The sequence below is a fragment of the Rhodococcus tibetensis genome (genome assembly GCF_024438035.1).
Classification (GTDB): Bacteria; Actinomycetota; Actinomycetes; order Mycobacteriales; family Mycobacteriaceae; genus Rhodococcus_F; species Rhodococcus_F tibetensis.
Genome location: NZ_JANFQF010000019.1, coordinates 1 through 20,981, shown reverse-complemented (window position 1 = coordinate 20,981; position 20,981 = coordinate 1). Strand labels below are relative to the sequence as shown.

The 20,981-nt window shown below is 65.1% G+C and carries 22 protein-coding genes and 1 pseudogene; 11 read left to right on the top strand and 12 right to left on the bottom strand.

Annotated features, from left to right (window positions below; genetic code table 11):
- Positions 1–76 precede the first annotated feature (76 nt).
- Positions 77–517 (top strand): MarR family transcriptional repressor CouR, encoded by a 441-nt coding sequence (gene couR, locus NOF53_RS20410; RefSeq protein ID WP_255972095.1) that lies wholly within the window; start codon positions 77–79, stop codon positions 515–517.
- 114 nt (positions 518–631) lie between these two features.
- Here couR and couL read toward each other — a convergent pair whose 3' ends face one another.
- Together couL and couT are read right to left on the bottom strand one after the other, a co-directional pair.
- Positions 632–2,182 carry a p-hydroxycinnamoyl-CoA synthetase gene (gene couL / locus NOF53_RS20405; protein WP_255972093.1) on the bottom strand — a complete coding sequence of 517 codons (1,551 nt, stop codon included), beginning with the start codon at positions 2,180–2,182 and terminating at the stop codon, positions 632–634.
- A gap of 52 nt (positions 2,183–2,234) precedes the next feature.
- The gene (gene couT, locus NOF53_RS20400) at positions 2,235–3,563 is read right to left on the bottom strand and encodes a p-hydroxycinnamate MFS transporter (protein ID WP_255972091.1); all 1,329 of its coding nucleotides are present in this window, start codon (positions 3,561–3,563) and stop codon (positions 2,235–2,237) included.
- A gap of 164 nt (positions 3,564–3,727) precedes the next feature.
- On the opposite strand from couT, the gene NOF53_RS20395 reads away from it, so the two are divergent.
- Both NOF53_RS20395 and NOF53_RS20390 read left to right on the top strand, forming a co-directional pair.
- Positions 3,728–4,060 carry an ArsR/SmtB family transcription factor gene (locus tag NOF53_RS20395; protein WP_255972089.1) on the top strand — a complete coding sequence of 111 codons (333 nt, stop codon included), beginning with the start codon at positions 3,728–3,730 and terminating at the stop codon, positions 4,058–4,060.
- A 13-nt stretch (positions 4,061–4,073) separates the two neighbouring features.
- The gene (locus NOF53_RS20390; RefSeq protein WP_255972087.1) at positions 4,074–4,571 is read left to right on the top strand and encodes an SRPBCC family protein; all 498 of its coding nucleotides are present in this window, start codon (positions 4,074–4,076) and stop codon (positions 4,569–4,571) included.
- Positions 4,572–4,824: 253 nt separating this feature from the next.
- Here the strand turns inward: NOF53_RS20390 and NOF53_RS20385 are convergent, their stop codons facing one another.
- The 3 genes from NOF53_RS20385 to NOF53_RS20375 form a co-directional block, all read right to left on the bottom strand.
- Positions 4,825–4,980, bottom strand: coding sequence for a DUF6131 family protein (locus tag NOF53_RS20385; protein WP_255972085.1), 156 nt, complete (start codon positions 4,978–4,980; stop codon positions 4,825–4,827).
- 34 nt (positions 4,981–5,014) lie between these two features.
- Positions 5,015–5,221: a hypothetical protein gene (locus tag NOF53_RS20380; RefSeq protein ID WP_255972082.1), complete on the bottom strand. Its 207-nt coding sequence runs from the start codon at positions 5,219–5,221 to the stop codon at positions 5,015–5,017.
- 89 nt (positions 5,222–5,310) lie between these two features.
- Positions 5,311–5,811, bottom strand: coding sequence for a hypothetical protein (locus tag NOF53_RS20375; protein ID WP_255972079.1), 501 nt, complete (start codon positions 5,809–5,811; stop codon positions 5,311–5,313).
- 147 nt (positions 5,812–5,958) lie between these two features.
- Here NOF53_RS20375 and NOF53_RS20370 point away from each other — a divergent pair, with 147 nt between their 5' ends.
- Positions 5,959–6,588: an alpha/beta hydrolase family protein gene (locus NOF53_RS20370; RefSeq protein ID WP_255972076.1), complete on the top strand. Its 630-nt coding sequence runs from the start codon at positions 5,959–5,961 to the stop codon at positions 6,586–6,588.
- A gap of 31 nt (positions 6,589–6,619) precedes the next feature.
- On the top strand, positions 6,620–7,516 hold the full coding sequence (locus NOF53_RS20365) for an alpha/beta fold hydrolase (protein WP_255972073.1): 897 nt from the start codon (positions 6,620–6,622) through the stop codon (positions 7,514–7,516).
- 2 nt (positions 7,517–7,518) lie between these two features.
- Here the strand turns inward: NOF53_RS20365 and NOF53_RS20360 are convergent, their stop codons facing one another.
- A complete protein-coding gene (locus NOF53_RS20360) occupies positions 7,519–8,106 on the bottom strand; it encodes a phosphoribosylanthranilate isomerase (protein ID WP_255972071.1) in 588 nt (195 codons plus the stop codon).
- A gap of 64 nt (positions 8,107–8,170) precedes the next feature.
- Here NOF53_RS20360 and NOF53_RS20355 point away from each other — a divergent pair, with 64 nt between their 5' ends.
- The 3 genes from NOF53_RS20355 to NOF53_RS20345 all read left to right on the top strand — a co-directional run bounded on the left by NOF53_RS20355 (position 8,171) and on the right by NOF53_RS20345 (position 11,251).
- Positions 8,171–9,475: an alpha/beta hydrolase gene (locus NOF53_RS20355; RefSeq protein ID WP_255972068.1), complete on the top strand. Its 1,305-nt coding sequence runs from the start codon at positions 8,171–8,173 to the stop codon at positions 9,473–9,475.
- A gap of 89 nt (positions 9,476–9,564) precedes the next feature.
- Entirely contained in the window at positions 9,565–10,800 is a 1,236-nt protein-coding gene (locus tag NOF53_RS20350; protein ID WP_255972065.1) for an acyl-CoA dehydrogenase family protein, read from the top strand.
- A 73-nt stretch (positions 10,801–10,873) separates the two neighbouring features.
- Entirely contained in the window at positions 10,874–11,251 is a 378-nt protein-coding gene (locus NOF53_RS20345; RefSeq protein ID WP_255972063.1) for a VOC family protein, read from the top strand.
- Positions 11,252–11,254: 3 nt separating this feature from the next.
- Here the strand turns inward: NOF53_RS20345 and NOF53_RS20340 are convergent, their stop codons facing one another.
- The 3 genes from NOF53_RS20340 to abmR form a co-directional block, all read right to left on the bottom strand.
- Entirely contained in the window at positions 11,255–12,061 is an 807-nt protein-coding gene (locus NOF53_RS20340; RefSeq protein ID WP_255972061.1) for an alpha/beta fold hydrolase, read from the bottom strand.
- Between the two features lie 13 nt (positions 12,062–12,074).
- Complete coding sequence (locus NOF53_RS20335; RefSeq protein WP_255972059.1) at positions 12,075–13,655, bottom strand: ABC-F family ATP-binding cassette domain-containing protein; 1,581 nt, start codon at positions 13,653–13,655, stop codon at positions 12,075–12,077.
- Positions 13,656–13,797: 142 nt separating this feature from the next.
- Positions 13,798–14,364 carry an ATP-binding transcription factor AbmR gene (gene abmR, locus NOF53_RS20330; protein WP_255972057.1) on the bottom strand — a complete coding sequence of 189 codons (567 nt, stop codon included), beginning with the start codon at positions 14,362–14,364 and terminating at the stop codon, positions 13,798–13,800.
- Between the two features lie 94 nt (positions 14,365–14,458).
- Between abmR and NOF53_RS20325 the strand changes: the two genes are divergently transcribed.
- From NOF53_RS20325 to NOF53_RS20315, 3 genes are all read left to right on the top strand, one after another.
- On the top strand, positions 14,459–16,261 hold the full coding sequence (locus NOF53_RS20325; RefSeq protein ID WP_255972055.1) for a penicillin-binding transpeptidase domain-containing protein: 1,803 nt from the start codon (positions 14,459–14,461) through the stop codon (positions 16,259–16,261).
- Between the two features lie 97 nt (positions 16,262–16,358).
- On the top strand, positions 16,359–18,038 hold the full coding sequence (locus NOF53_RS20320; protein ID WP_255972239.1) for an NTF2-like N-terminal transpeptidase domain-containing protein: 1,680 nt from the start codon (positions 16,359–16,361) through the stop codon (positions 18,036–18,038).
- A gap of 68 nt (positions 18,039–18,106) precedes the next feature.
- A complete protein-coding gene (locus NOF53_RS20315) occupies positions 18,107–18,844 on the top strand; it encodes a sulfite exporter TauE/SafE family protein (RefSeq protein ID WP_255972053.1) in 738 nt (245 codons plus the stop codon).
- 24 nt (positions 18,845–18,868) lie between these two features.
- Here the strand turns inward: NOF53_RS20315 and NOF53_RS20310 are convergent, their stop codons facing one another.
- From NOF53_RS20310 to NOF53_RS20300, 3 genes and pseudogenes are all read right to left on the bottom strand, one after another.
- Positions 18,869–20,341: a peptide MFS transporter gene (locus NOF53_RS20310; RefSeq protein ID WP_255972051.1), complete on the bottom strand. Its 1,473-nt coding sequence runs from the start codon at positions 20,339–20,341 to the stop codon at positions 18,869–18,871.
- Positions 20,342–20,401: 60 nt separating this feature from the next.
- Complete coding sequence (locus NOF53_RS20305; protein ID WP_255972049.1) at positions 20,402–20,779, bottom strand: DUF3054 domain-containing protein; 378 nt, start codon at positions 20,777–20,779, stop codon at positions 20,402–20,404.
- A gap of 85 nt (positions 20,780–20,864) precedes the next feature.
- Positions 20,865–20,981 (bottom strand): annotated as a pseudogene (locus NOF53_RS20300) (YceI family protein); the annotation flags it as partial.

Genomic DNA, 20,981 nt, shown 5'->3' with positions numbered 1-20,981 from the left:
GTAATCATTGATGATTGATAATGTCAATGATTAAGATCTGCTACTCTACCGGCAATTACCAGAAGGGGGTCGTCGCATGGCAGAGTCGCAGGCGTTATCGGACGACATCGGGTTCCTGCTCTCGCGCGTCGGCGGAATGGTGCTGGGAGCCGTGAACAAAGCCCTCGTTCCCACGGGTCTTCGGGTGCGCTCCTATTCGGTCCTGGTCCTCGCGTGCGAACAGGCCGAGGGCGTCAACCAGCGCGGGGTGGCCGCCACCATGGGTCTCGACCCCAGTCAGATCGTGGGGCTCGTCGATGAACTCGAGGAACGCGGACTCGTCATGCGCACCCTCGACCCCTCGGATCGCCGCAACAAACTGATCGCTGCCACCGAGGAAGGTCGCCGGCTCCGCGACGACGCCAAGACACGTGTCGACGCCGCTCACGGACGCTACTTCGAGGGCATCCCCGAAACGGTCGTGGATCAGATGCGGCACACGTTGCAGAGCATCGTCTTTCCCCCCTTCGTCGAGTAGGGCGCGACGACCGGCCTGCTCGACCCGGGGACTGCAGCCTCAATACCAGCGAATTTGACTGCATCACATCGGAATTCGCACTAGCTCACCAGACTGTGCGCACAGGGCTGTGTGTTACCCCAGTCGCGTGTCGCTGTCTGTGATGCGCCGCGAAGCGGCAAGCTTGCGCAGGTCGGGTTTGCGGATCTTGCCGGTGGCCGTGCGGGGGAGCGCCTCCGCCACCTGGATAAACGTGGGAATCTTGAACCCCGCGAGCTTTTCTCGCAGCCGGGCACGCACCGTCTCCTCGTCGAATACCGTGCCGTCGGCCGCGACGACGAAGGCCATACCCGTCTCACCCCACTTTTCGTGGGGGACGCCGATCACCGCCGCTTCCCGGATACCCTCCAGTTTCAGCAGCGCCGCCTCGACCTCTGCGGGGTAGACGTTCTCACCTCCGGAGATGTACATGTCCTTGTAGCGGTCGCAGATGAAGAGGAAACCATCGTCGTCGAAGTAGCCGGCGTCGCCGGTGTGCAGCCAGCCGTCGACGATCGTGTGGACGGTCGCTTCCGGCTGATTCAGGTAGCCGAGCATCACATTCGGGCCTTTGGCGACGATCTCGCCGATCTCGTTCGGTTCGGCGCTCGACCCGTCGGGGCGCACGACGTCGACGTCGGTGAAGAATGTCCGCTTGCCGGCGGAACCGATCTTGGTGCGCACGTCCGCACTCGACAGCATGGTCACCGACGGCGCGGTCTCCGTCAGGCCGTACGCCTGCGTGATCGCGACGTCCCGGTCCTGCCACGGGGTGATCAACGCTTCGGGCAGCGGAGCCCCGGCGACGCAGATGGCCCGCAGGCTGGACAGGTCGGCGTCCGCGAACCGGGGGTGGTGCCAGAGTTCCTGGATCATCGTGGGGACCGCGAAGAACGTGGTGATGCGTTCCTTCTCGATCGTGTCGAGGACGACGCCGGCATCGAACTTGCGCAGCAGCACCACGGTGCCGCCGCCCAGCAGTGTCGGTGTGACCGCGCCGCCGATCCCACCGATGTGGAACAGCGGCGCCACCGACAGTGTGCGTTCCTTTGACGTCATGTCCTGGGCGAGAAGCTGGTTCAGTGCGTTCCACAGCATGTTGCCGTGGCTGAGCATGACGCCCTTCGGTGCGCCGGTGGTGCCCGACGAGTACATCAGCACCGACAGGTCGTCGAGGCCCACCTGCTCGGCGATGCGGGTGTCCGGCTGCCCGGCGCGCACGCCCTCGTACGTGTAAGTGGACCACGACTCGCCCAGGCCTATCCAGGCGGTGACCGGGATGTCCGACAGCGCCAACTCCTGTGCGACGTCGGCTTGCTGATCACCGAAGATCACTGTGGTGCAGCGTGAATCGCCGAGCACGTAGCGCGCTTCCTCGGCGGTGAGGCGTGCGTTGAGCGGGAGATACGTGGCGCCGAGCAGCCCGGTCGCGAACATCACCTCGAGCGCCGCCGGGTCGTTGAAACCGAAGAAGCCGACGCAGTCACCCTTCTCGACCCCGAGAGCGCGCAGGCCGTGGGCGAGTCGTCGTGTCCGCAGGGCCATCTCCTCGTACGTGACGGCCCGTCCGTCGAAGACGAGCGCCTCGTTCTTCGGCGTCATGGTCATGCGGCGCTCGAGCCACGAGCCGATGCCTTCGTTGTCCATGGTGACTCCTTGTTCTTTTCGAAACTACGCTCGAGCTTGTGGCAGGGCAGTGTCAGGCCGACGGGGTGTCGGCGCTCAGGTCGTTGTCCTTACTCTCTTTCGTAGCAACGAGGAAGACGGCGCTGACCACGCACAGCGCGATGATGAATAACCCGACCGGGAGGATCGATTTGCCGGACGACGCGAACAATGACGCCAGGATGACGGGGGTGAATCCCGCGCCGATGAGGGTGGCCAGCTGATATCCGAGCGACGCCCCCGTGTAGCGCGCGCGGGTGCCGAACTGTTCGGAGATGAAGGCGGCCATCGGCCCGTAGGTGGCCGAGTGGCAGAGGGTGTAGCCGACGAAGGCGAGCGCGATGAACAGGAACTGTCCCGTGCTCAGCAGCAGGAACAGAGGGTAGACGCAGATAATCATCGCGCCGAGCCCCGCGAGCATGACCGGTCGGCGGCCGATCCGGTCGGACAGTCGCGCTGATGCGAGGACCAGGAAGATCGCACAGAACTGGCAGAAGGAGAACGCCAGCAGCGCTTCGGACCGCGGGGCGCCGCTCGACACGGCGTAGGTGATGGCGAACGTGGTGAACGCGGTCTGCATTCCGAAGCTCGCGATGCAGCTCATCGACGCCACCACCACCGCGCGCGGCCGCTTCAGGATGGTGACGATCGGCGGGGTGGTTTCCTTCTTCGCGGACTCCTTCAGTGCCGCTGTGAACAGCGGACTCTCCGACACCTTGGACCGGATGAACAGGCCGAGGGCCAGCATGAACGCGGAGATCAGGAAGGGAATGCGCCAGCCCCACGTCAGGAACTGTTCGTCGGGGAGGAGGGACACGGCCGCCAGCGCGAGAGTGCCGAGCAGGGCGCCGGTCGGGGCGCCCGCGTTGGTGAACGCCGCGGCGAAACCGCGCTTGCCGGGTTCGGCGTGCTCGAGCGACATCAGCGCCGCGCCGCCCCATTCGCCGCCGACAGCGAGTCCCTGGCAGACGCGGAGAAGGACGAGGATCACCGCGGCCCAGGACCCGATCATCTCCGGTGGAGGAATGAGCCCGATCCCGAACGAGGCGATGCCCATGACGGTCATCGAGATCAGCAGCATGGCCTTGCGGCCGACGGTGTCGCCGAAGTGACCGAAGACGATTCCGCCCAGCGGGCGCGCGACGTAGCCGGCGGCGAACGTTCCCATCGAGGCGATGCTCGCGGCCAGCGGGTCGAGACCGGCGAAGAACACCGGACCGAAGACCAAGGACGCTGCGGTGGCGTAGAGCAGGAAGTCGTAGAACTCGATGGTGCTGCCCAGGTAGCTCGACAGGATCACCCTGCGAACTTCTCTCTTGCGTTGGGTGGCCGACATGCTGCCGGCGGTGGCGGTGACCGTCATCGATACTCCTTGGCCGAGCGTGGGACAACAGAGCGGATCGTGTGTAGCGCGGATCACAATTAATCATTAATCATTGAGTATGTCAATGAAAGTGTTTCGCAACGTTCACCTCCGTTCCGGCTACCCCTTGACGGGAGCCCGCAGCTCTTCTAATCTACAACCAAATGGTTGTACATAAGTTGAGTGACGAGGAAGTCGATCGCCTGTTCCAGGCGCTCGCAGACAGCACTCGTCGCGACATCGTCGCCCGGGTGATCACCGAGGAGTACTCGGTGTCGGGGTTGGCGGCGCACTACGCCATGAGTTTCGCTGCCGTGCAGAAGCACGTCGCGATTTTGGAACGCGCCTCCCTCGTCACAAAAGAGAAGCGCGGACGGGAGCAGATTGTGCGAATTCACTTCGAGGGCATCAGAAAAGCGCGCAGGCTGCTCGACGAATACGAACTGATCTGGCGGCAGCGCGTCGACCGGATCGCCGACATTCTGGCCGAGGATTAGAGAGGGTCCCATCATGGCAGTCATCAGCACGCACAAGAATGCGGAGGCACTGAGCCTCACAATCGTCGCGGAGTTCGACGCCACCGTCGAACGCGTATGGCGCATCTGGGAAGACCCGCGCCAACTCGAGCGTTGGTGGGGTCCGCCCACCAGGCCGGCCACGTTCGAGATCCACGAGTTCGTGCCCGGCGGCAAGGCCACCTACTACATGACCGGGCCCGAGGGTGAGAAGAGCCGCGGATGGTGGGTATTCACGGCGATCGAGGCCCCGCACCGCCTCGCCTTCGATGACGGATTCGCCGACGACAACGGTGACCCGGTCGCCGATATGGGCACCAGTCACGCCGTCGTGACGCTCGAAACAGTCGACGGCCGCACGCGGATGACCACGGTATCGACCTTCGATTCCGCCGAGCAGTTGGAGCAGGTGCTCGAGATGGGAATGGAAGAGGGCATCAAGCAGGCGATGGGGCAGATCGACGCGCTCCTCGCCGAATCCGCTGTGGGCTGATCGGCCTCCCGCTCGCGGCGGCTACGTCGCCGTCGCCTGCGGGACTCTATCGGCGCCACGATCTCGAACCACCGGGTCACTCGAACCACGGCGCTTGCGCATGCCGGCTTCGTCCTCTCCTTCGTCCTCGCTACCGTCTGGGATCGGACAGTCGCGAAGTTCTTCCTGAAGAGCGCTTTCCCGTATGCCTCCGACCGCCGTCGAGGACGGCGGTCGGGCGGGGGTAGGCCGGTTGCAGCAGGGCGTCAGACCGTCAATACCAGTACTTTCGCCCGCCGACTGCGCGTCCCGTCGTACCGAGCACCATCAGAACGAGACCGATGACCAGGAGGATGATCCCGATCGTCGTGAGGATGGAAATCCCCGCGACGAGACCGATGATCAGCAAGATGATTCCGAGGACGATCACGGTATTGCCTCATTTCCTTCTCGACGGACCGAGACTACTGACTCGGTTGTGGCACTTCACAATCGACCTTTGGGTTCACACCCGCGTAGTTGAGTGGGCCCGCGATGACGGTGACGGCGATGGTCCCCGCGCTCGCACAGTTGGCATCGGCCTCTTTGAAGTAGCCGCGCTGCCAGACGGCGATAGCCCCGATGATCAACCACACCACGACGATGAACGTGACGAGTCGTCCGATGCGCATTTCCGACCTCCCATGGTGAGTGCCGGCTCGGGCCGGCGCACAGTGTCACACTTTGCTTCTCTGGAGCGAGGCAGGCCGCGCCGACTGTTCTACGTCGGCGTTGTATCGGTCGGCTTTGAATGGGCACCGGGCGTGCCGTTCGACCGGGTGTCGTTCGTCCGGGTCTCGTTCGACCGGGACTCGTTCGACCGGGTCTCGTTCGACCGGGCGCCGGTCGCGTCGGTGTTCGTGTTGGTGGACTTGACATTGGGGTCGAGCTTGTCGGCCCGCTTCCACTCCTGGTCCAGCTCGTCACGGGACGTGCTGGCAGTGCGCTGATGCGTCGCCGCTTCGTGCTGAAGTCGTGAAGCCTCCGCAGCCTTGGCTTCGGCATCTGCCTGGGCGCGCCTTGCCTCGGCGGCAGTCTGATCGGCGATAGCTTCACGCTGTCCGACCACGGACGTCTGTTCCTGGGCTTTCGCCCGGATGTTCTCGGCCTCGCGGTGCCGTGTTTGCTTGCGCTTGCGTGATGCGACAAGGGCAAGAGCGATCAGGGCAAGGACGACGACGATCGCGACGATGATCCAGATGACGGTCGTGGTGGTATCCATGTGCTACTCCCAGCAGTCGTAGGGTAAAGATACCCACTACGGACCCTTGGCAAACAGAATTGAAAGCCAATCGAAACCAACTGTCGTCCGGCGCGGTGATCCCTCCGGCCGCGGTGATCGCGGATCGGAACCGGCTACCGTGATCGAATGAGTGAACCGCTGCAGAAGCACGGGGTGCGGGGGCAGCTGCATCGACCGGAGGGTGATCCGGTTGCCGGGTTGGTGCTGACGCACGGGGCGGGAAGTAACTGCGACACAAAACTGTTGCAGGCGGTGGCCGACGGGTTCGTGAAACGGGGTGTGCTGGTCCTGCGATTCGATCTTCCGTTCCGGCAGCGCCGTGAGTCGGGCCCGCCGCATCCGTCGAGGGCGCCGGAGGACCGCGAGGGCGTCGCGGAGGCGGTGGCCGTGATGCGGGATTTCGCGCCGGGGCCCGTGTGGGCCGGCGGGCATTCCTACGGCGGCCGGCAAGCGTCCATGCTGGCCGCGGAGAGACCCGGGGTGGTCGATGCTCTGCTGTTGCTGTCGTATCCGCTGCATCCACCGGCGAAGCCCGAGAACCTCCGTACCGACCACCTGCCGAACCTCCATACTCCCGCTGTGATCGTCCACGGTTCGAAGGATCCGTTCGCGACGACCGACGAGATACGATCGGCGCTCGAACTGATTCCCGCGGCGGCGATCCTGGTCGAGTTCGAAGGTGCACGTCACGACCTGGCTCCGGACAAGTTTCCCGTGGTCGACCGAGCTGTTGCCGCGATGTTCGGCCTTCGTTAGCGTCGGGAAAAGCGATCGGTATGTTCGGTTGATGAGCAACGTGCACCGCGAAGCGCCCCGATGGTTCGACTCGGCCCTGGCTTTCCCGGTGGAGGTCGGCCAGGTGGACGTCGCCGGTGCGCAGATCCAGTACCGAGCGTGGGGGCCGACGGGATCCCCCGGAATCGTCTTGGTGCACGGTGGGGCCGCACACAGCAGGTGGTGGGATCACGTCGCACCCATGCTGGCCACCGGTCGCCGGGTGGTGGCCCTGGATCTCTCCGGACACGGTGACAGCGACTTTCGCGGGCACTACGGGCTGGAGCAATGGGCGGAAGAAGCCCTCGCCGTCGCGAAACCCGCCGGCATCTCCGGTCCACCGGTCTTCGTCGGGCACAGTATGGGCGGAATGGTGTCGTACGTGGCCGCGCAGCTGTTCGGCGAGGAACTGGCAGGCGTCCAACTGATCGATTCACCTGTCCGCGCCCGGACGCCCGAGGAGGAAGAGGCGCGGCAGCAGCGGGCGTTCGGCCCCAAGAAGGTGTACCCCACCAAAGCTGATGCGCTCGAGCATTTCCGGTTCGTGCCCCCGCAGGACACGGTGGTCCCGGCCGTCCGCGACCACGTGGCGGAGACGTCGATGCGGGAGGTGGAGGGCGGCTGGTCGTGGAAGTTCGATTCCGCATTTTTTGCACGCAGCAGCAGTGACCATCTGGGCGGGGCCGATCCTCGCTGCCGCATCGCCTTCTTCCGCGCCGAGAACGGCATTGTCGACGACGCGACGATGGAGAGCATGAGGGCGCGCTTCGGCCCGACAGCGTTGGTGGTGGACATTCCCGACGCGGGTCACCACGTGATGGTCGACCAACCGTTGGCGCTGGTGGTGGGTATCCGTACCGTTCTTGCGTCCTGGGACGCCGAAGATTCTGTGACGGGGATGCCCGACTGAAGTTATGCCCCTGATCGGACTGCGGAAACGAACTGCTCGATCAGCGCCGCGTCCTTGACGCCGCGGGAAGACTCGACGCCGCTCGACACGTCGACGCCCCAAGCGCCGGTGGCGTCGACAGCGGCTCGGACGTTGCCGGGATTCAGCCCGCCGGCCAGTATCCACTCACCGTCGGGCCTGCGCTGCCCCGCCCAGTCCCACGGCACTCCTGCGCCGGCTGTCGCTCCGTCGACGAGGAGTCGGTCGGCTCCGAAATCGCCGGACGAATCGCCGGCGACCACCGCGCGGATCACCGCGAGCCCCGCGTCTCGTAATCGGTCGACGTCCTCGGCGGAGGTCAGATCGTGCACTTGGACGGTGCCGAGCCCGGCTACGGCCGCGACCTCGATCACCTCCGGCACAGGACTTCCCTTGAACACCCCCACCGCCACGGTGTGGCCGGTGACGTGCCGGATCAGCGACGCCGCATCCTCGACCGCAATTCGGCGCACGCTCTCGGCGAAGACGAAGCCTACGGCGTCGACACCGAGTCGCACGGCCAGGTCGACCGAGCCGTGGTCGCGCAGACCGCAGACCTTGATGAATGTCACCACACGATTTTACCGCCGGGGTCGAGTCGCCGACGCGACGCCCGGACGACGCTAGGCTGCGGGGGTGGACCGACTCCTCGACCTCAGCGTGATATCGGGTCCTCTGCCCTGGCTCCTCACAGGCCTGGGCGTGCTCGGCGGCATGTGGTTGCTGGTTGCCCGCGCCCCGTGGTTCCGCAGGAAAGCCCTACCTCTCTGTCTCGCCGTGGCCGCCGTCGTCACCATTGCCGTCTATATCGCCGTCGAGAAGGTTCTCAGACCTTTTCCCGACCCCATCGAGATTCCTGTCTACGTGTGGATCGGCGTGGGTCTGGCCGCAATCACGCTCGTGTTACCGAGGATTCGGGCAGGACGCACGGCAGCATCCGCGGCGGTGTCGGTACTGGCGGTGATTGCCGTTGTGCTGGCGGCGGCGACGCAGATCAATCTCGTGTTCGATGCGTATCCGACGGTGGGCACGGCGTTCGGGGACGAACCTTTCGACCACGTGCAGTTGCAGGATCTCGGTGGTGCCACCGAGCGGGTGGTCACCGGGACGCCGCTCGACGCGTCGTGGACTCCTCCGCCGGGAATGGACGATCATGGTCGCGTCCTCACCACGCATATTCCCGGCGCCGCGTCGAACTTCACCGCGCGCGACGCCGAAATCTACCTCCCGCCCGCGTATTTCACGAACCCGCGGCCCTTGTTGCCCGTGCTGGTCCTACTCGCCGGCCAGCCCGGCGCTCCGGAGGACTGGCTCGCGGGCGGAAAGCTGACCACTACGATGGATGCCTTCGCCGCGAAGCACGAAGGTCTCGCTCCCGTCGTGGTGGTCGCGGATGCTACCGGCTCACAGATCGCAAACCCGTTGTGCGTCGACTCCCCCCTGGGCAACGTGGCGACCTATCTGGCGAAGGACGTTCCGGCGTGGGTGACCTCGAATCTCCAGGTGAATGCGGACCCTCGAGCCTGGGCAATAGGCGGCTTGTCCTACGGCGGCACCTGTTCGCTGCAGATGGCCACCAACTATCCCGAGGTGTACCCCACGTTCCTCGACATCTCCGGGCAGGAACAGCCAACACTCGGTGATCGCCAGAGGACGCTCGACGAAGCGTTCGGTGGAAGCGAGTCCGCGTTCGAGAAGGTCAATCCGCTCGACCTGATGGCGGCGAAGAAGTACCCGAATTCGGCCGGCGTCTTCGTCGTCGGCAGCGACGACGCGAACTACCGGCCAGGGGCGCAGAGGGTTTTCCAGGCCGCGAAGGAGGCAGGCATGGATGTGCAGTACCTCGAGGTCCCCGGCGGTCACAGCTTCGCCGTGTGGTCTGCCGGCCTGGAGAAGGAGACGCCCTGGCTGGCGCGCCGGTTGGAGCTGATCGGTTCCTGACGGGAGGAGTCGGTCTTCTGTCCAAGGACGAGAACCTGTTCTATATTTGCGGGGAAACCCATTGTCTTCCAGCGACTGGAGTCCCCGGCATGTATCAGTGGTCCGACACCGACCTGATGTTCCGCGACGCGATCCGCGGCTTCATCGACAAGGAGATTCGACCGCACGTCGACAAACTGGAGACCGGAGAGTTGCCTCCATTCGACATCATCCGCAAGCTCTTCGCCACCTTCGGTATCGACGAGATGGCGCGGGACGCCCTCGAGAAGTCGCTGGCCCGCGAGCGTAGCGACAACCCCGATGCCGCAGGGAAGGCCGAGAAATCAGCCGGCCTCGGTGCGGGGAGCATGGGCGTCATCATGAATGCCGAGCTGGCGGGCGTGAGTCTCGGACTCGTCGCCTCGCTCGGCGTGAGCCTGGGCTTGGCGGCGGGAACCATTCGCAGTCGAGGCACGCTGGCGCAGAAGGAGCGTTGGCTGCCCGGTCTGGTCACCTTCGAGAAGGTGGGTGCCTGGGCCATCACCGAACCCGACTCCGGCTCGGATGCCTTCGGCGGCATGAAGTCCTATGTCCGGCGCGACGGAGACGACTACATCCTCAACGGGCAGAAGACCTTCATCACCAACGGACCCTATGCCGACGTCATGATCGTGTACGCAAAGCTCGACGACGGCGACACGTCGATCGACCGCCGCGACCGCAAGGTGCTCACCTTCGTCCTCGATGCGGGCATGGAAGGGCTCACCCAGGGGGCGCCGTTCAAGAAGATGGGCATGAACTCTTCGCCCACCGGCGAGTTGTTCTTCGACAACGTGCGCGTGAGCCGCGACCGCCTGCTCGGTGAGACCGAGGACGGCGGCAAATCGGACGGGAAGTCCAGTGCCAAGGAGAGCTTCGCCGCAGAACGAATCGGCATCGCCTCGCTCTCGCTCGGCATCATCAACGAATGTCACCGCCTGTGTGTCGACTACGCCAAGTCGCGCAAGCTGTGGGGCAAGGAGATCGCACAGTTCCAGTTGGTGCAGCTCAAACTGGCCGAGATGGAAATCGCCCGGATGAACGTGCAGAACATGGTCTTCAACGCCATCGAACGGGCGGAGGCGGGCGAGCCGGTGACGCTGGCTGAGGCGTCCGCGATGAAGCTGTACTCCTCGCGCGCGGCCACCGAGGTGGCGATGGAGGCGGTGCAGTTGTTCGGTGGCAACGGTTACATGGCCGAATACCGGGTCGAGCAGCTGGCCCGGGACGCGAAGTCGCTGATGATCTACGCCGGGAGCAACGAGATCCAGGTGACCCATATCGCGAAAGGTCTGCTCGGCGTCTGACCTCGTCCACGAACCGGGAACAAATATCGTACGGCGTACGTTAGAGGAGAGTCGTCAAGGAAAGGACACCATCGTGAAGGTCACGGCAAGCGCACTGTCACTGAACGTCGCCGACCCGACTGCCTCGGCCGATTTCGCCAAGACCCACCTCGGTTTTGTCGAGGACATGGCAGCCGACGGGTTCGTGTCGCTGAAGCGTGAGGACGTCGGCTTCAGCCTGGTCTTCCTGCGGACAGGGCTCGAATCCTTCAAGCCCGCGCACATCGCGGGTGCGGCCGGGGAGGGGCTGCTCATCGCGCTGGTAGTCGACGGCATCGACACCGAGTACGAGCGGCTGCAGGCCGAAGGTGTCCCGATCGTCACGCCGATCGAAACGGAACCCTGGGGTGAACGCTACTTCCAGATGAGCGACCCGAATGGGGTGATCATCCAACTGGTCGAGTGGGTGTAGCCGTCACACCGAGGCCAGGAACGGCTCGACGGCCGCGAGCACTTCGGTGCTCGCGGCCACCGCGGTCGAATGGTCGAAGCCGGGAAGAACCACCGACGATGCCTCCGGAATGAGGGACGCCGCCCGCTGCGTGTCACCCAGTCGCTCGGCATCCTTGGACCCGACGAACAGCAGGGTGGGAACGGTGATCCGGCGCAGGACCTCATCGTCCACGCCTGGTTCATCGCCGGAACGGCGCATGTACGCGGCCAGTGCCTTCGCGTCGTTGGCTTTGAACGCCGCACGGGTGCCCGCATCGACAGGCCAGGGGCGCCGCGCATTCCATTGTTCGAGAAAGGCATCCATCCCACCCTGCTCGAGCACGTCGATGCAGCCGGGAAAGAACAAGCGGTCGAAAGCGCCGGCCTGCGGGAGGCTGCTGCCGCCTCCGATGATCAGACTCTCGAGGCGTTCCGGAGTGTGCACCGCTAGTGCGAGCGCGACCCGTCCACCCAGTGAATAGCCCAGAACGTGCGCGCTGGGCAGCCCGATCTCGTCGAGGACCGCCACGAGGTCGGCGCTCATCAAGTCCATGGCATACGCAGTCGGATCGTGCGGTTTGTCGCTGCGTCCGTGTCCACGCAGATCGACGAGGATCAGCCGGTACCGGTCACGGAGCGCGGCAACGTAACCGAACCCCCGCCAGATCGCGTGCGACAGCGCAGTGCCGTGAATGAGGACGAAGGGTTCTCCGTCGCCGACGGTCTCGTATGCGACCCGGACGCCGTCGACGGGATTGGTAGCGTGCTCCACCCGCCCAGTCTGCATCATCTTCGTAACGTGTCTAGATCAGCCCGTCTTCGGTGAGTTCGAGCCGCCGCGTCACCCCGATGTCCTCGAGGAATCGCCGGTCGTGACTCACCACGATCAATGCCCCCCGGAAACTGCGGAGCGCCTGCGTGAGATGCGACAGACTCGGGAGATCGAGATTGTTGGTCGGCTCGTCCAGCAGTAGCAGGCGAGGCGCAGGTTCGGCCAGCAAGATCGTTGCGAGAGCTGCCCGCAGCCGTTCGCCGCCGGACAACGCCGAGGCGAGGACGTCGGAGTCATTGCCGCGGAAGAGGAATCGAGCCAGCTGCGCGCGGATCTGCTCTTGTGAGGCGTGTGGCGCCGCGGCGGCGACATTCTGCGCCACCGTCAGCTCTTCGTCGAATACGTCGAGTCGTTGCGGCAGGGACCGGAACGGTACACGCGGTCCCGCCTCCACGATCGCGTCGAGCAGCGTCGTCTTGCCCACACCGTTGCGCCCGACCAGTGCGATCCGCTCAGGTCCGACGACGTGCAGCGACACCCGTTGTCTGCTGACGAGTTCCACGTCCTGCACCGAGATCACCTCCTGGCCCGAATGCACCTCGGTGTCGGGAAGTTCGATCCGCACCTCGCGGTCGTCCCGGACGGCGCTCTCGGCTTCGGTCAACGACTCCTTGGCATCGTCGACCTTGGCGATGTGGTTGTTCCGCAACTTTCCCGCCGATTCCTGGGCTTGCCGCTTCCGCATGCCCATCACAATCTTCGGTTCGCGCTTGTTCTCGAACATCTTCTGCCCGTAGCGTTTCCGCCTATCCAGTTTGATGCGCGCCTCGACGAGCTCCCGTTTCTGCTTCTGCACGTCCCCGCGCGCGTCCCGCACCGCAGCCAGTGCAGCTTCCTGTTCCGCCTCGACGATTGCCTGATAGGCGCTGAAGTTGCCGCCGAACATGCGGATGCTGCCGCCGCGCAGTTCCGCGGTGGCGTCCATCAGGTCGAGCAGGTCACGGTCGTGGCTGACCACCAGCATCGTGCCCGAGAACTGCTCGACCACCGAGTAGAGCCTGCGTCGCGAACTCCCGTCCAGATTGTTCGTGGGCTCGTCGAGTAGGAGTATCTCCGGTTCGGTCAACAGTTCCGCGGTGAGGCCGAGTAGAACCGTCTCACCCCCGGACAGTGTGCCGACAGTGCGATCGAGGTCCCTCGCGGACCCGAGCACTCGTTCGAGCCCGAGTTTGTGCAGGGTGGAAACCGCGCGTTCTTCGATGTCCCAGCGACCCTGGGCGGCGTCGAAATCCTCAGGTGTGCCCACTCCGGATTCGATGCGGTGCAGCGCGTCGCGAAGATCGGCGATACCCAGAATGCGGTCTACCCGCAGATTCGGATCGAGAGTGATGTCCTGCGGCAGATAGGCCACCTCGCCCCGCGTGACGATCGACCCCCGGTCGGGCTGCAACAGGCCGGCGATCAGGCGGAGCAGCGTGGACTTTCCCGTGCCGTTGAGACCGACCACGCCGGTACGGCCCGAACCGAACACGGCGTCCACGCCGTCGCAGACCGGGTCGCCGTCAGGCCACGAGAACGTGAGATCGGACAGGGACAAATATGACTGGGCCATGGAGTACTCCGAGGTGTGTGCGGATGAAGACTCGCGGAACTACCTCGTCAGGAGCAACGGCCCATGTCCTTTCGTCTGACGCGACCTGTGCGCATCGGGTGAGGGTCAGGGTAGGGCCCCACCCGATGTCGCCGCAATCGAATTAAATCTGCGGGCCGTCCGCACGCAGTTCGTCCACCTTCGCCATCGCCTCGCGCAGTTCGGTGAGCCATTGTTCACTGTGTTTGCCCGCGAGCCGAACCGTCCACATCAGGGCGTCCGAGCGCGACCGCGCCACCCCGGCGTCGACCAGTGTGTCGAGGACCTTGCGCTCGGGTTGCCGGAGTCGGGTCATCACCGGGACGGCGAGGTGAGTGAAGAGCGACCGGCGGCCGTCGAGGGTGACCCCCCACGCCACCTTCCGCCCGTAGCGGAGTTCGGCCTCGGCAGCGATGCGCATCCTGTCGGCTCGAGTGGTTTCGCGGAATCGGGCGATGCGTCCGTCGACGGCTGCCTCCGACGGGGAGTCGCCGGACTCGACGGGAGGCAACTCGCCCACGACGACGATCTCCTCGCGGTCGACCTCGACGGTCGCCGGCCCGGTGAACCAGTCGTCGGGGAGGCGTCCGCCGAACCAGTCGGCCGCGTCGCTCGCGTCGGGAACATCTGCTTGCTGCCATCCGCCGGGACGGCCGAAACGACGGTCTCCGGGGGCCTGGGCGTTCTTCATGGCGTCCTCCTGGGAGCCTGGGTGCCCGGTCGGATTGACGAAGCACTGATTACATGATTACACGCTTGTGTCGAGCACCGCCAGCATCTCAGGCATGATCGATTGGGTGCGCACCTCAACCGTTCGTCGCAGTCCCACGGGCCCCACCCGTAAGGCCGCCGCCGGAGTAGCCGTCCTCGCGATGGTGCTCTCCGCGTGTGGCCTCTTCGGACCGGATCAGCCGGACACCGTCACACAGGAATTCATCGACGCATTGAACGGCGACGACATACAGGCGGCCGCGGCACTCACCACCGACCCTGCCGCCGCGTCCGCCGCCATCACTGCGCTCTACGACGGGCTGGGCAACAAGGACGGAACCTTCACTCGTACCGAGGTACAGGAGTCGGGCGACGACGCGGGAACCTTCACGATGGACGTCACCTGGCCATTCGCCGAGGGCCAGGAATGGAAATACAGCACCGGCGGGAACGCCATCAAGCAGGGCGAAAACTGGAAGATCACCTGGGACCCGGCCGTGCTCGCGCCCGGCCTCACGAACGACACAACAATTCGCTACACCCCGACAACCGGGCGTCCGCCGAAGGTGCTGGCGGCGTCGGGCGCGCCGATCCTCACCGAGCAAGTGGTCACGCTGGTGAACCTCGACCAGCGTGCGGACACTGCCGCAGTCGCAGCGCTACTGTCCCCCCTCGCGCCCACGATCACCTCCGCATCCCTGCAGAAGGATCTAGCCGACGCGCAGGGTAAGCCCGTCACCGCGATCAGTCTGCGTGCAGAGGACCTGGCGCCGATCGAGGCGCAACTGGCTTCGTTGCCCGGGGTGACGCTGGCACCGCAGGCACGACTTCTGAGCACCGACAAGGCACTGGCGTCCCCGACACTGTCCGGGCTCGCCGACCTGTGGCAGCAAGGGCAGGACGCCTCGGCCGGATGGGCCGTGCAGCTGGTGTCGCCCGACGGTTCCGCCGAGAGCATCGCGGGGGAGGACGGGCCCGTGGCCCCCGACATCGCGACCACCCTCGACCTTCCGATGCAGACGGCGGCCGAGCGGGCTCTGGCAGACATGCCGCAGCAGGCCGCAATCGTCGCTCTGCAGCCGTCCACGGGTGCCGTGCTGGCAGTCGCGCAGAACGCACCCGCCGACGCGCTCGGCCCGATCGCGCTGACCGGCCTGTACCCGCCGGGGTCCACATTCAAGACAGTCACGACCTCGGCGGCCCTGCAGGCGGGTGCCGCCACCATCGACACCGTGCTGCCCTGCCCCGGAACCGAGAACATCGAGGGTAGGCAGATCCCCAACGACGATCAGTTCGACCTGGGCCAGGTTCCGCTGCACACCGCCTTCGCCCGCTCGTGCAATACCACGATGGGCCGATTGGCTGTGGGGCTTCCGGCAGATGCGTTGCAGAACGCTGCCCTGCAGTTCGGACTCGGGGTCGATTATGTGACACCGGGATTGACAACGGTGACCGGGAACGTACCGATCGCCGACAGCTCGGCGGCCCGTGTCGAGTCGGCGATCGGTCAGGGTCAGGTGACCGCGTCCCCCTTCGGGATGGCGTTGGTCGCCGCCTCGATCGCCCGCGGTTCCACTCCGGCGCCCATGATCGTGGCGGGGCAGCCGGGAACTGCCGATCGTTCGGCTCCGGCCGTACCCGCCGAAGTGACCGCGGATCTTCGGACGATGATGCGTGAAACCGTGACCGGAGGTACCGCCACTGCGCTGCAGGACATTCCGGGACTTCTCGGAAAAACCGGTACGGCGGAGTCCGGAAACGGCCCGGCCCACGGTTGGTTCGTCGGGATCAAGGACGATCTGGCATTCGCGGTATTTGTTGCCACAGGGGACAGTTCTGCCCCAGCTGTGCAGGCTGCGGGGCGTTTTCTGCGTTAAACCGGTTCGGCGAGCGTGCTCGACGAGATAAGTTGTGGCTCAACCGTAACTCCTTCGTAGGCATGTTGTGCTTGTTACGCATGTGACTGAAAGCAAGATGGTGGACATGGGGAATGGACGATCGCTTGGACGCCGCAACAAATACGTGATCGCCCTCGTTACAGCTGTGATATCAGCGGTTGTTCTGGCATCCTGCGTGATGGCAAAAGAAGAGGCCGACGCGCAGTCGGTCGTCGCAGATTTCGTCGAAGCGCTGAACGAGCGCGATGCAGCTGCTGCTGCTGCGCACACTTCGTATCCCAACGCTGCGGAGTCGGCAATTCAACAGATGTTCGACGGATTGAAACCTGAGGACGCCCAGTTCGACCTCACACAATTCATGGACCTCGGCTCCGACTCCGGGTTCTTCACCCTCGGTGCCGCCTGGAATTTCGGTGAGGGCAAGGATTGGAGCTATCAGGTTCAGGGCGGAGTGCGGAATCTGTCGGTGGGCTGGCGCATTTCGTGGGATCCGTCGATCCTCGCTCCCGACCTCGGTAACGGGCGTATCGTCCGCTACGACAGGACGGACGCCGCTCCGCCCAGAATTTTCGATGCCGCCGGTGCACTCTTGATGAACGAGCAGACCATCAACGCCGTCACTCTCGATCCGGCCACGATGTCCGATCCCGTCGCGACCACCCGCCGCCTGGCCGAGGTTCTCGAACCGGTGGCTCCGCTGGTGACGGCAGACACGATGATGGCCGACCTGGCCCAGAAACCGGGAGAGCAGGTCACCGCAGTCCTCCTGCGCGATCAGGACTACCTGTACCTCGAGGAGGACTTGAACATCCCCGGTGTCGTGGTGATCAAGACGCCGAAACTGATCACGGCCGATCGGCGCATCACGACGCCGCTCCTCGACCCCCTGCGGAAGGTGTGGCAAGCCAACCGCGACGCCACTGCCGGCTGGGCCGTCCACCTCGTCGATCCGGATGGCACGCTGATCCCGCAGGCAGGATTCCAGGGTCCACCCGGACCCGATATCGCCGCCACCATGGATTCGCGGCTGCAGTTGGCCGCGGAGGAAGCGGTGGTCAGTGTGGGCACCCCCGCTACGATCATTGCGATTCAGCCGTCCACCGGAGCCGTGCTCGCCGCGGCGCAGAACAACCAGGCGATGGAACAGGGGCCGATCACTTTCGAGGGTTTGTACCCGGCCGGGTCGAATCTCGATCTGGTGAAGAAGGCCGCCGGACTGCAGAAGGGTGTAGACCCGTCGTCGCTGTCGATGGAGGACATCGCGAAGGCGGGAAACCAGCTCGGTCTCGGAATGAACTACAAGGTTCCCGGACTCGACCAGCAGACCGCGGTGTTCACCGCCGACCAGTCGGGAATGAACCAGGTGATGAACCGCAAGAACGACGACCTGCCTGCGGTGACACCGTTCGGGATGGCCATGGTGGCGGCCTCGATTGCCCGGGGCAGCGCGCCTGCGCCGATGATCGTGCAGGGGCAGCCGGGGACCACCGACGCGGCAGCCCAGCCGCTTCCCCCGAACGTCACCGATCAGCTGCGCGCGATGATGCGGGACAACGTCGTGCGCGGCGGTGCTTCCCTGCTGAACGGCTACCCCGACCTGATCGGCATGAACGGGGCCAGCGGCGATGACCGCTGGTTCTACGGATCCCGCGGAGACCTCGCCTTCGCGGTGTTCGTCGCCGACGCGGACGGTGGCGACCGCGCGGTGAAGATGACCGACATGCTGTTCCGTGAGATGGCGAAGCCGGCGAGCTGACGCCACTTCCGAACCGGTGTGAGGCGGCGCGCTGAAGGAGTAAGTACGCAAGGGTAAGTTTCTACCCTGTGCCCCTGCTCGATATCGGTCTACTCGTCATAGCAGGGTTCTTCGCGGGACTGGTCGGCTTCGTCACCGGCCTGGCCTCCATCGTGTCGTACCCAGCCCTGCTCGCAGTGGGTTTGCCGCCCGTGACCGCGAACGTCACCAACACCGTCGCGATGGTGGCCGTCGGTGTAGGGGCGCTGTCCAACTCGACGCGCGAGGTGGCGGACACGGGCCCGAAGTTGTGGGGCTGGGTGCTGGCTTCCGCTGCCGGTGGAATTGTCGGGGCCGCGGTCCTGCTGGGCGCCCCCGAGGGATCGTTCGAGGCCGTGGTCCCCTTCATGGTGGCTTTTGCTGCACTTGCCCTGCTGCTGCAGCCGCGGATCCGCGCGTTCGCCGGGGAGCGCGACCTACCGCGTACCTACCTGCTGTCGCTGTTCGTCGTCGCAATCTACGGCGGCTATTTCGGTGCGGGGGCCGGGGTGATCTTCCTGGCGAGCGCGCTGATCCTCACTTCGGAGTCGATCTGGCGCGCCACCATCTTGAAGAGCTTCCTGCTGGGAATCGCCAACCTCGTGGCGGCGATCGGCTTTGCAGTGTTCGGCCCCGTTTCCTGGGGTGCCGCGGCAGCGATGGCGATCGGTGCCCTTGCGGGAGGCTGGTGCGGTCCACCGGTGGTCAAGCGGATACCGCCGTCGATACTCCGTGTCGTGATCGCGGTGGCGGGATTCGGCCTGGCCGGGTGGCTGTGGGTGCGGTGAGCGGAACCGTGCGGGGCGAAGGGTTCAGTGCACACCCTTCATCAGACGCTTTATCCACGGTGATCCGACCGCAAGCAGCACGCCGACCGCGATGGACCCGAGGCCGATGGCGGTGAAGTAGGGGACCTCGTTGTTCTCGTCGTAGAAGCCGGCCAACGTACCCGCCATCGCGGTACCCAGCGCCACGGACAGGAAGAACAAGGCGACCATCTGGGTGTGGAACGCCTCCGGCGCGAGCTTGGTCGAGAGCGACAACCCGACCGGTGACAGGAACAGTTCCGCGAAGGTGAACAGCAGAAGGATGCCGCACAACCCGAGTAACGGGGCACTGTTGGCGCCGCCGCCGGACATCGGAATGAACGCCAGGAACGCCAGGCCCATGATGATGGTGCCCGCCGCGAACTTGATGGGGGACGACGGCTGGCGCGGCCCGAGTTTTGTCCACATGGCCGCGAAGACGCCCGCGAAGATGATGATGAAGACCGGGTTGATCGATTGCACCCAGGACGGCGGGAAGTCCCATCCGAACAGGTTGCGGTCGAGTACTTTGTCGGCGAAGAGAGCCACCATGGTGAACTGCTGCTGGAACAGCGACCAGAAGACGGCGCTCGCGATGAACATCGGAATGAACGCGTAGACCCGGCTCCGCTCGATCGCGGTGACGCGTCGACTCGACAGAATGACGGCAAAGTAGCCGATGGCCGCGACGACAGTGAGTGCCACGACGACGTCCGACATATTGCTCGTGGTGACCATACCGGTCAGGGATGCCGCAGCGATTACGACCACTGCTGCGGCGGCGATGGCGATCCACTTGGTGCGCTGGTCCGACGGAAGCGGATTGGGGGCGGACGCACCGATACCGTGCAGATGCTTGCGGCCCAGCGTGTACTGCACGAGGCCGAGTGCCATACCGACCGCTGCGAGCGCGAAACCGGCGTGGAAACCGAGGGCGTCCTGTGCCCAGCCGGTGAGGAGGGGGCCGACCAGGGCGCCGAGGTTGATGCCCATGTAGAAGATGGAGAACCCGGCGTCGCGGCGCTCGTCGTGCTCGTCGTAGAGGTCGCCGACCAGCGAAGTCGCGTTGGCCTTGAGGCCGCCGCTGCCGAAGGCGACGCAGACGAGTCCGACCCCGACACCCCACAGGCCGGGGAAGACGGCCAGGGCGATGTGTCCGAGCATGACGAGCACCGCGCTGTAGAACAGCGTGCGTTCCGAGCCGAGGAGCCGGTCGGCGATCCACGCCCCGAGGATCGTCGAGAGGTACACCGTGCCGCCGTAGGCGCCGACGATGCTGGTGGCCGAGGCTTCGGAGATGCCGAGACCGCCGTCGGCCGCCGAATAGTAGAGGTAGTAGATCAGGATGCCTTGCATCCCGTAGAACGAGAACCTCTCCCACATCTCCACGCCGAACAGGTTCGCGAGGGCGAACGGTTGGCCGAAGAACCCGGTGTCGGCCTTCTTCTCGTCCTGCCGCGGATCGATGGTGTCACTCATGCAACGACTGTCCCACTTCACCCGTCGGTTCGGGCGGCGACGCGGCGGATTCGCTGCTGCTCAGCTGTGGGTGCGTACCTTCGCGATGGCCCTCAGGGCCGCACGCCAACCGAGGAGGAATACCGCCAGAACAGTGGCCGCCACCAGGATGAAACTGAATGCCGTGCCCTGACCGCTGACGACCCGAAGCAGCATGCCTACCACCAGCGTCGAGAACCACACCAGCAGCCCGGTCGGCACGATCAGGAACGCATCGAACTTGTCGCGGTACAGCGCAACGGTCGCGATCCAGCCGACGGCGAGACCGCTGAGGAAGGGCCACGCCGTGGTGACGAGTCCCGTCAGTGCGTTGGCTTCGTCGTGGCTCCGGCGGCCGATGGCGCAGAACACGACCACGAGGACGACATCGAGGACGAGTGCGGGAAGGAACTTCTTCACCCGATCAGCGTAATCCGCGGCGGATACGACAAACGCGCACGGCCACCGGGTGTGGCCGTGCGCATCCGAGGAACGCTGGGGGTGATCAGGCCTGGAGGCCGGCTTCGATTTCGAGGGTGATGGTGATCTTGTCGCCGACGACGGCTCCGCCGCCTTCGAGGGGCATGTCGATGCTGATGCCGAAGTCCTTGCGGTTGAGGAC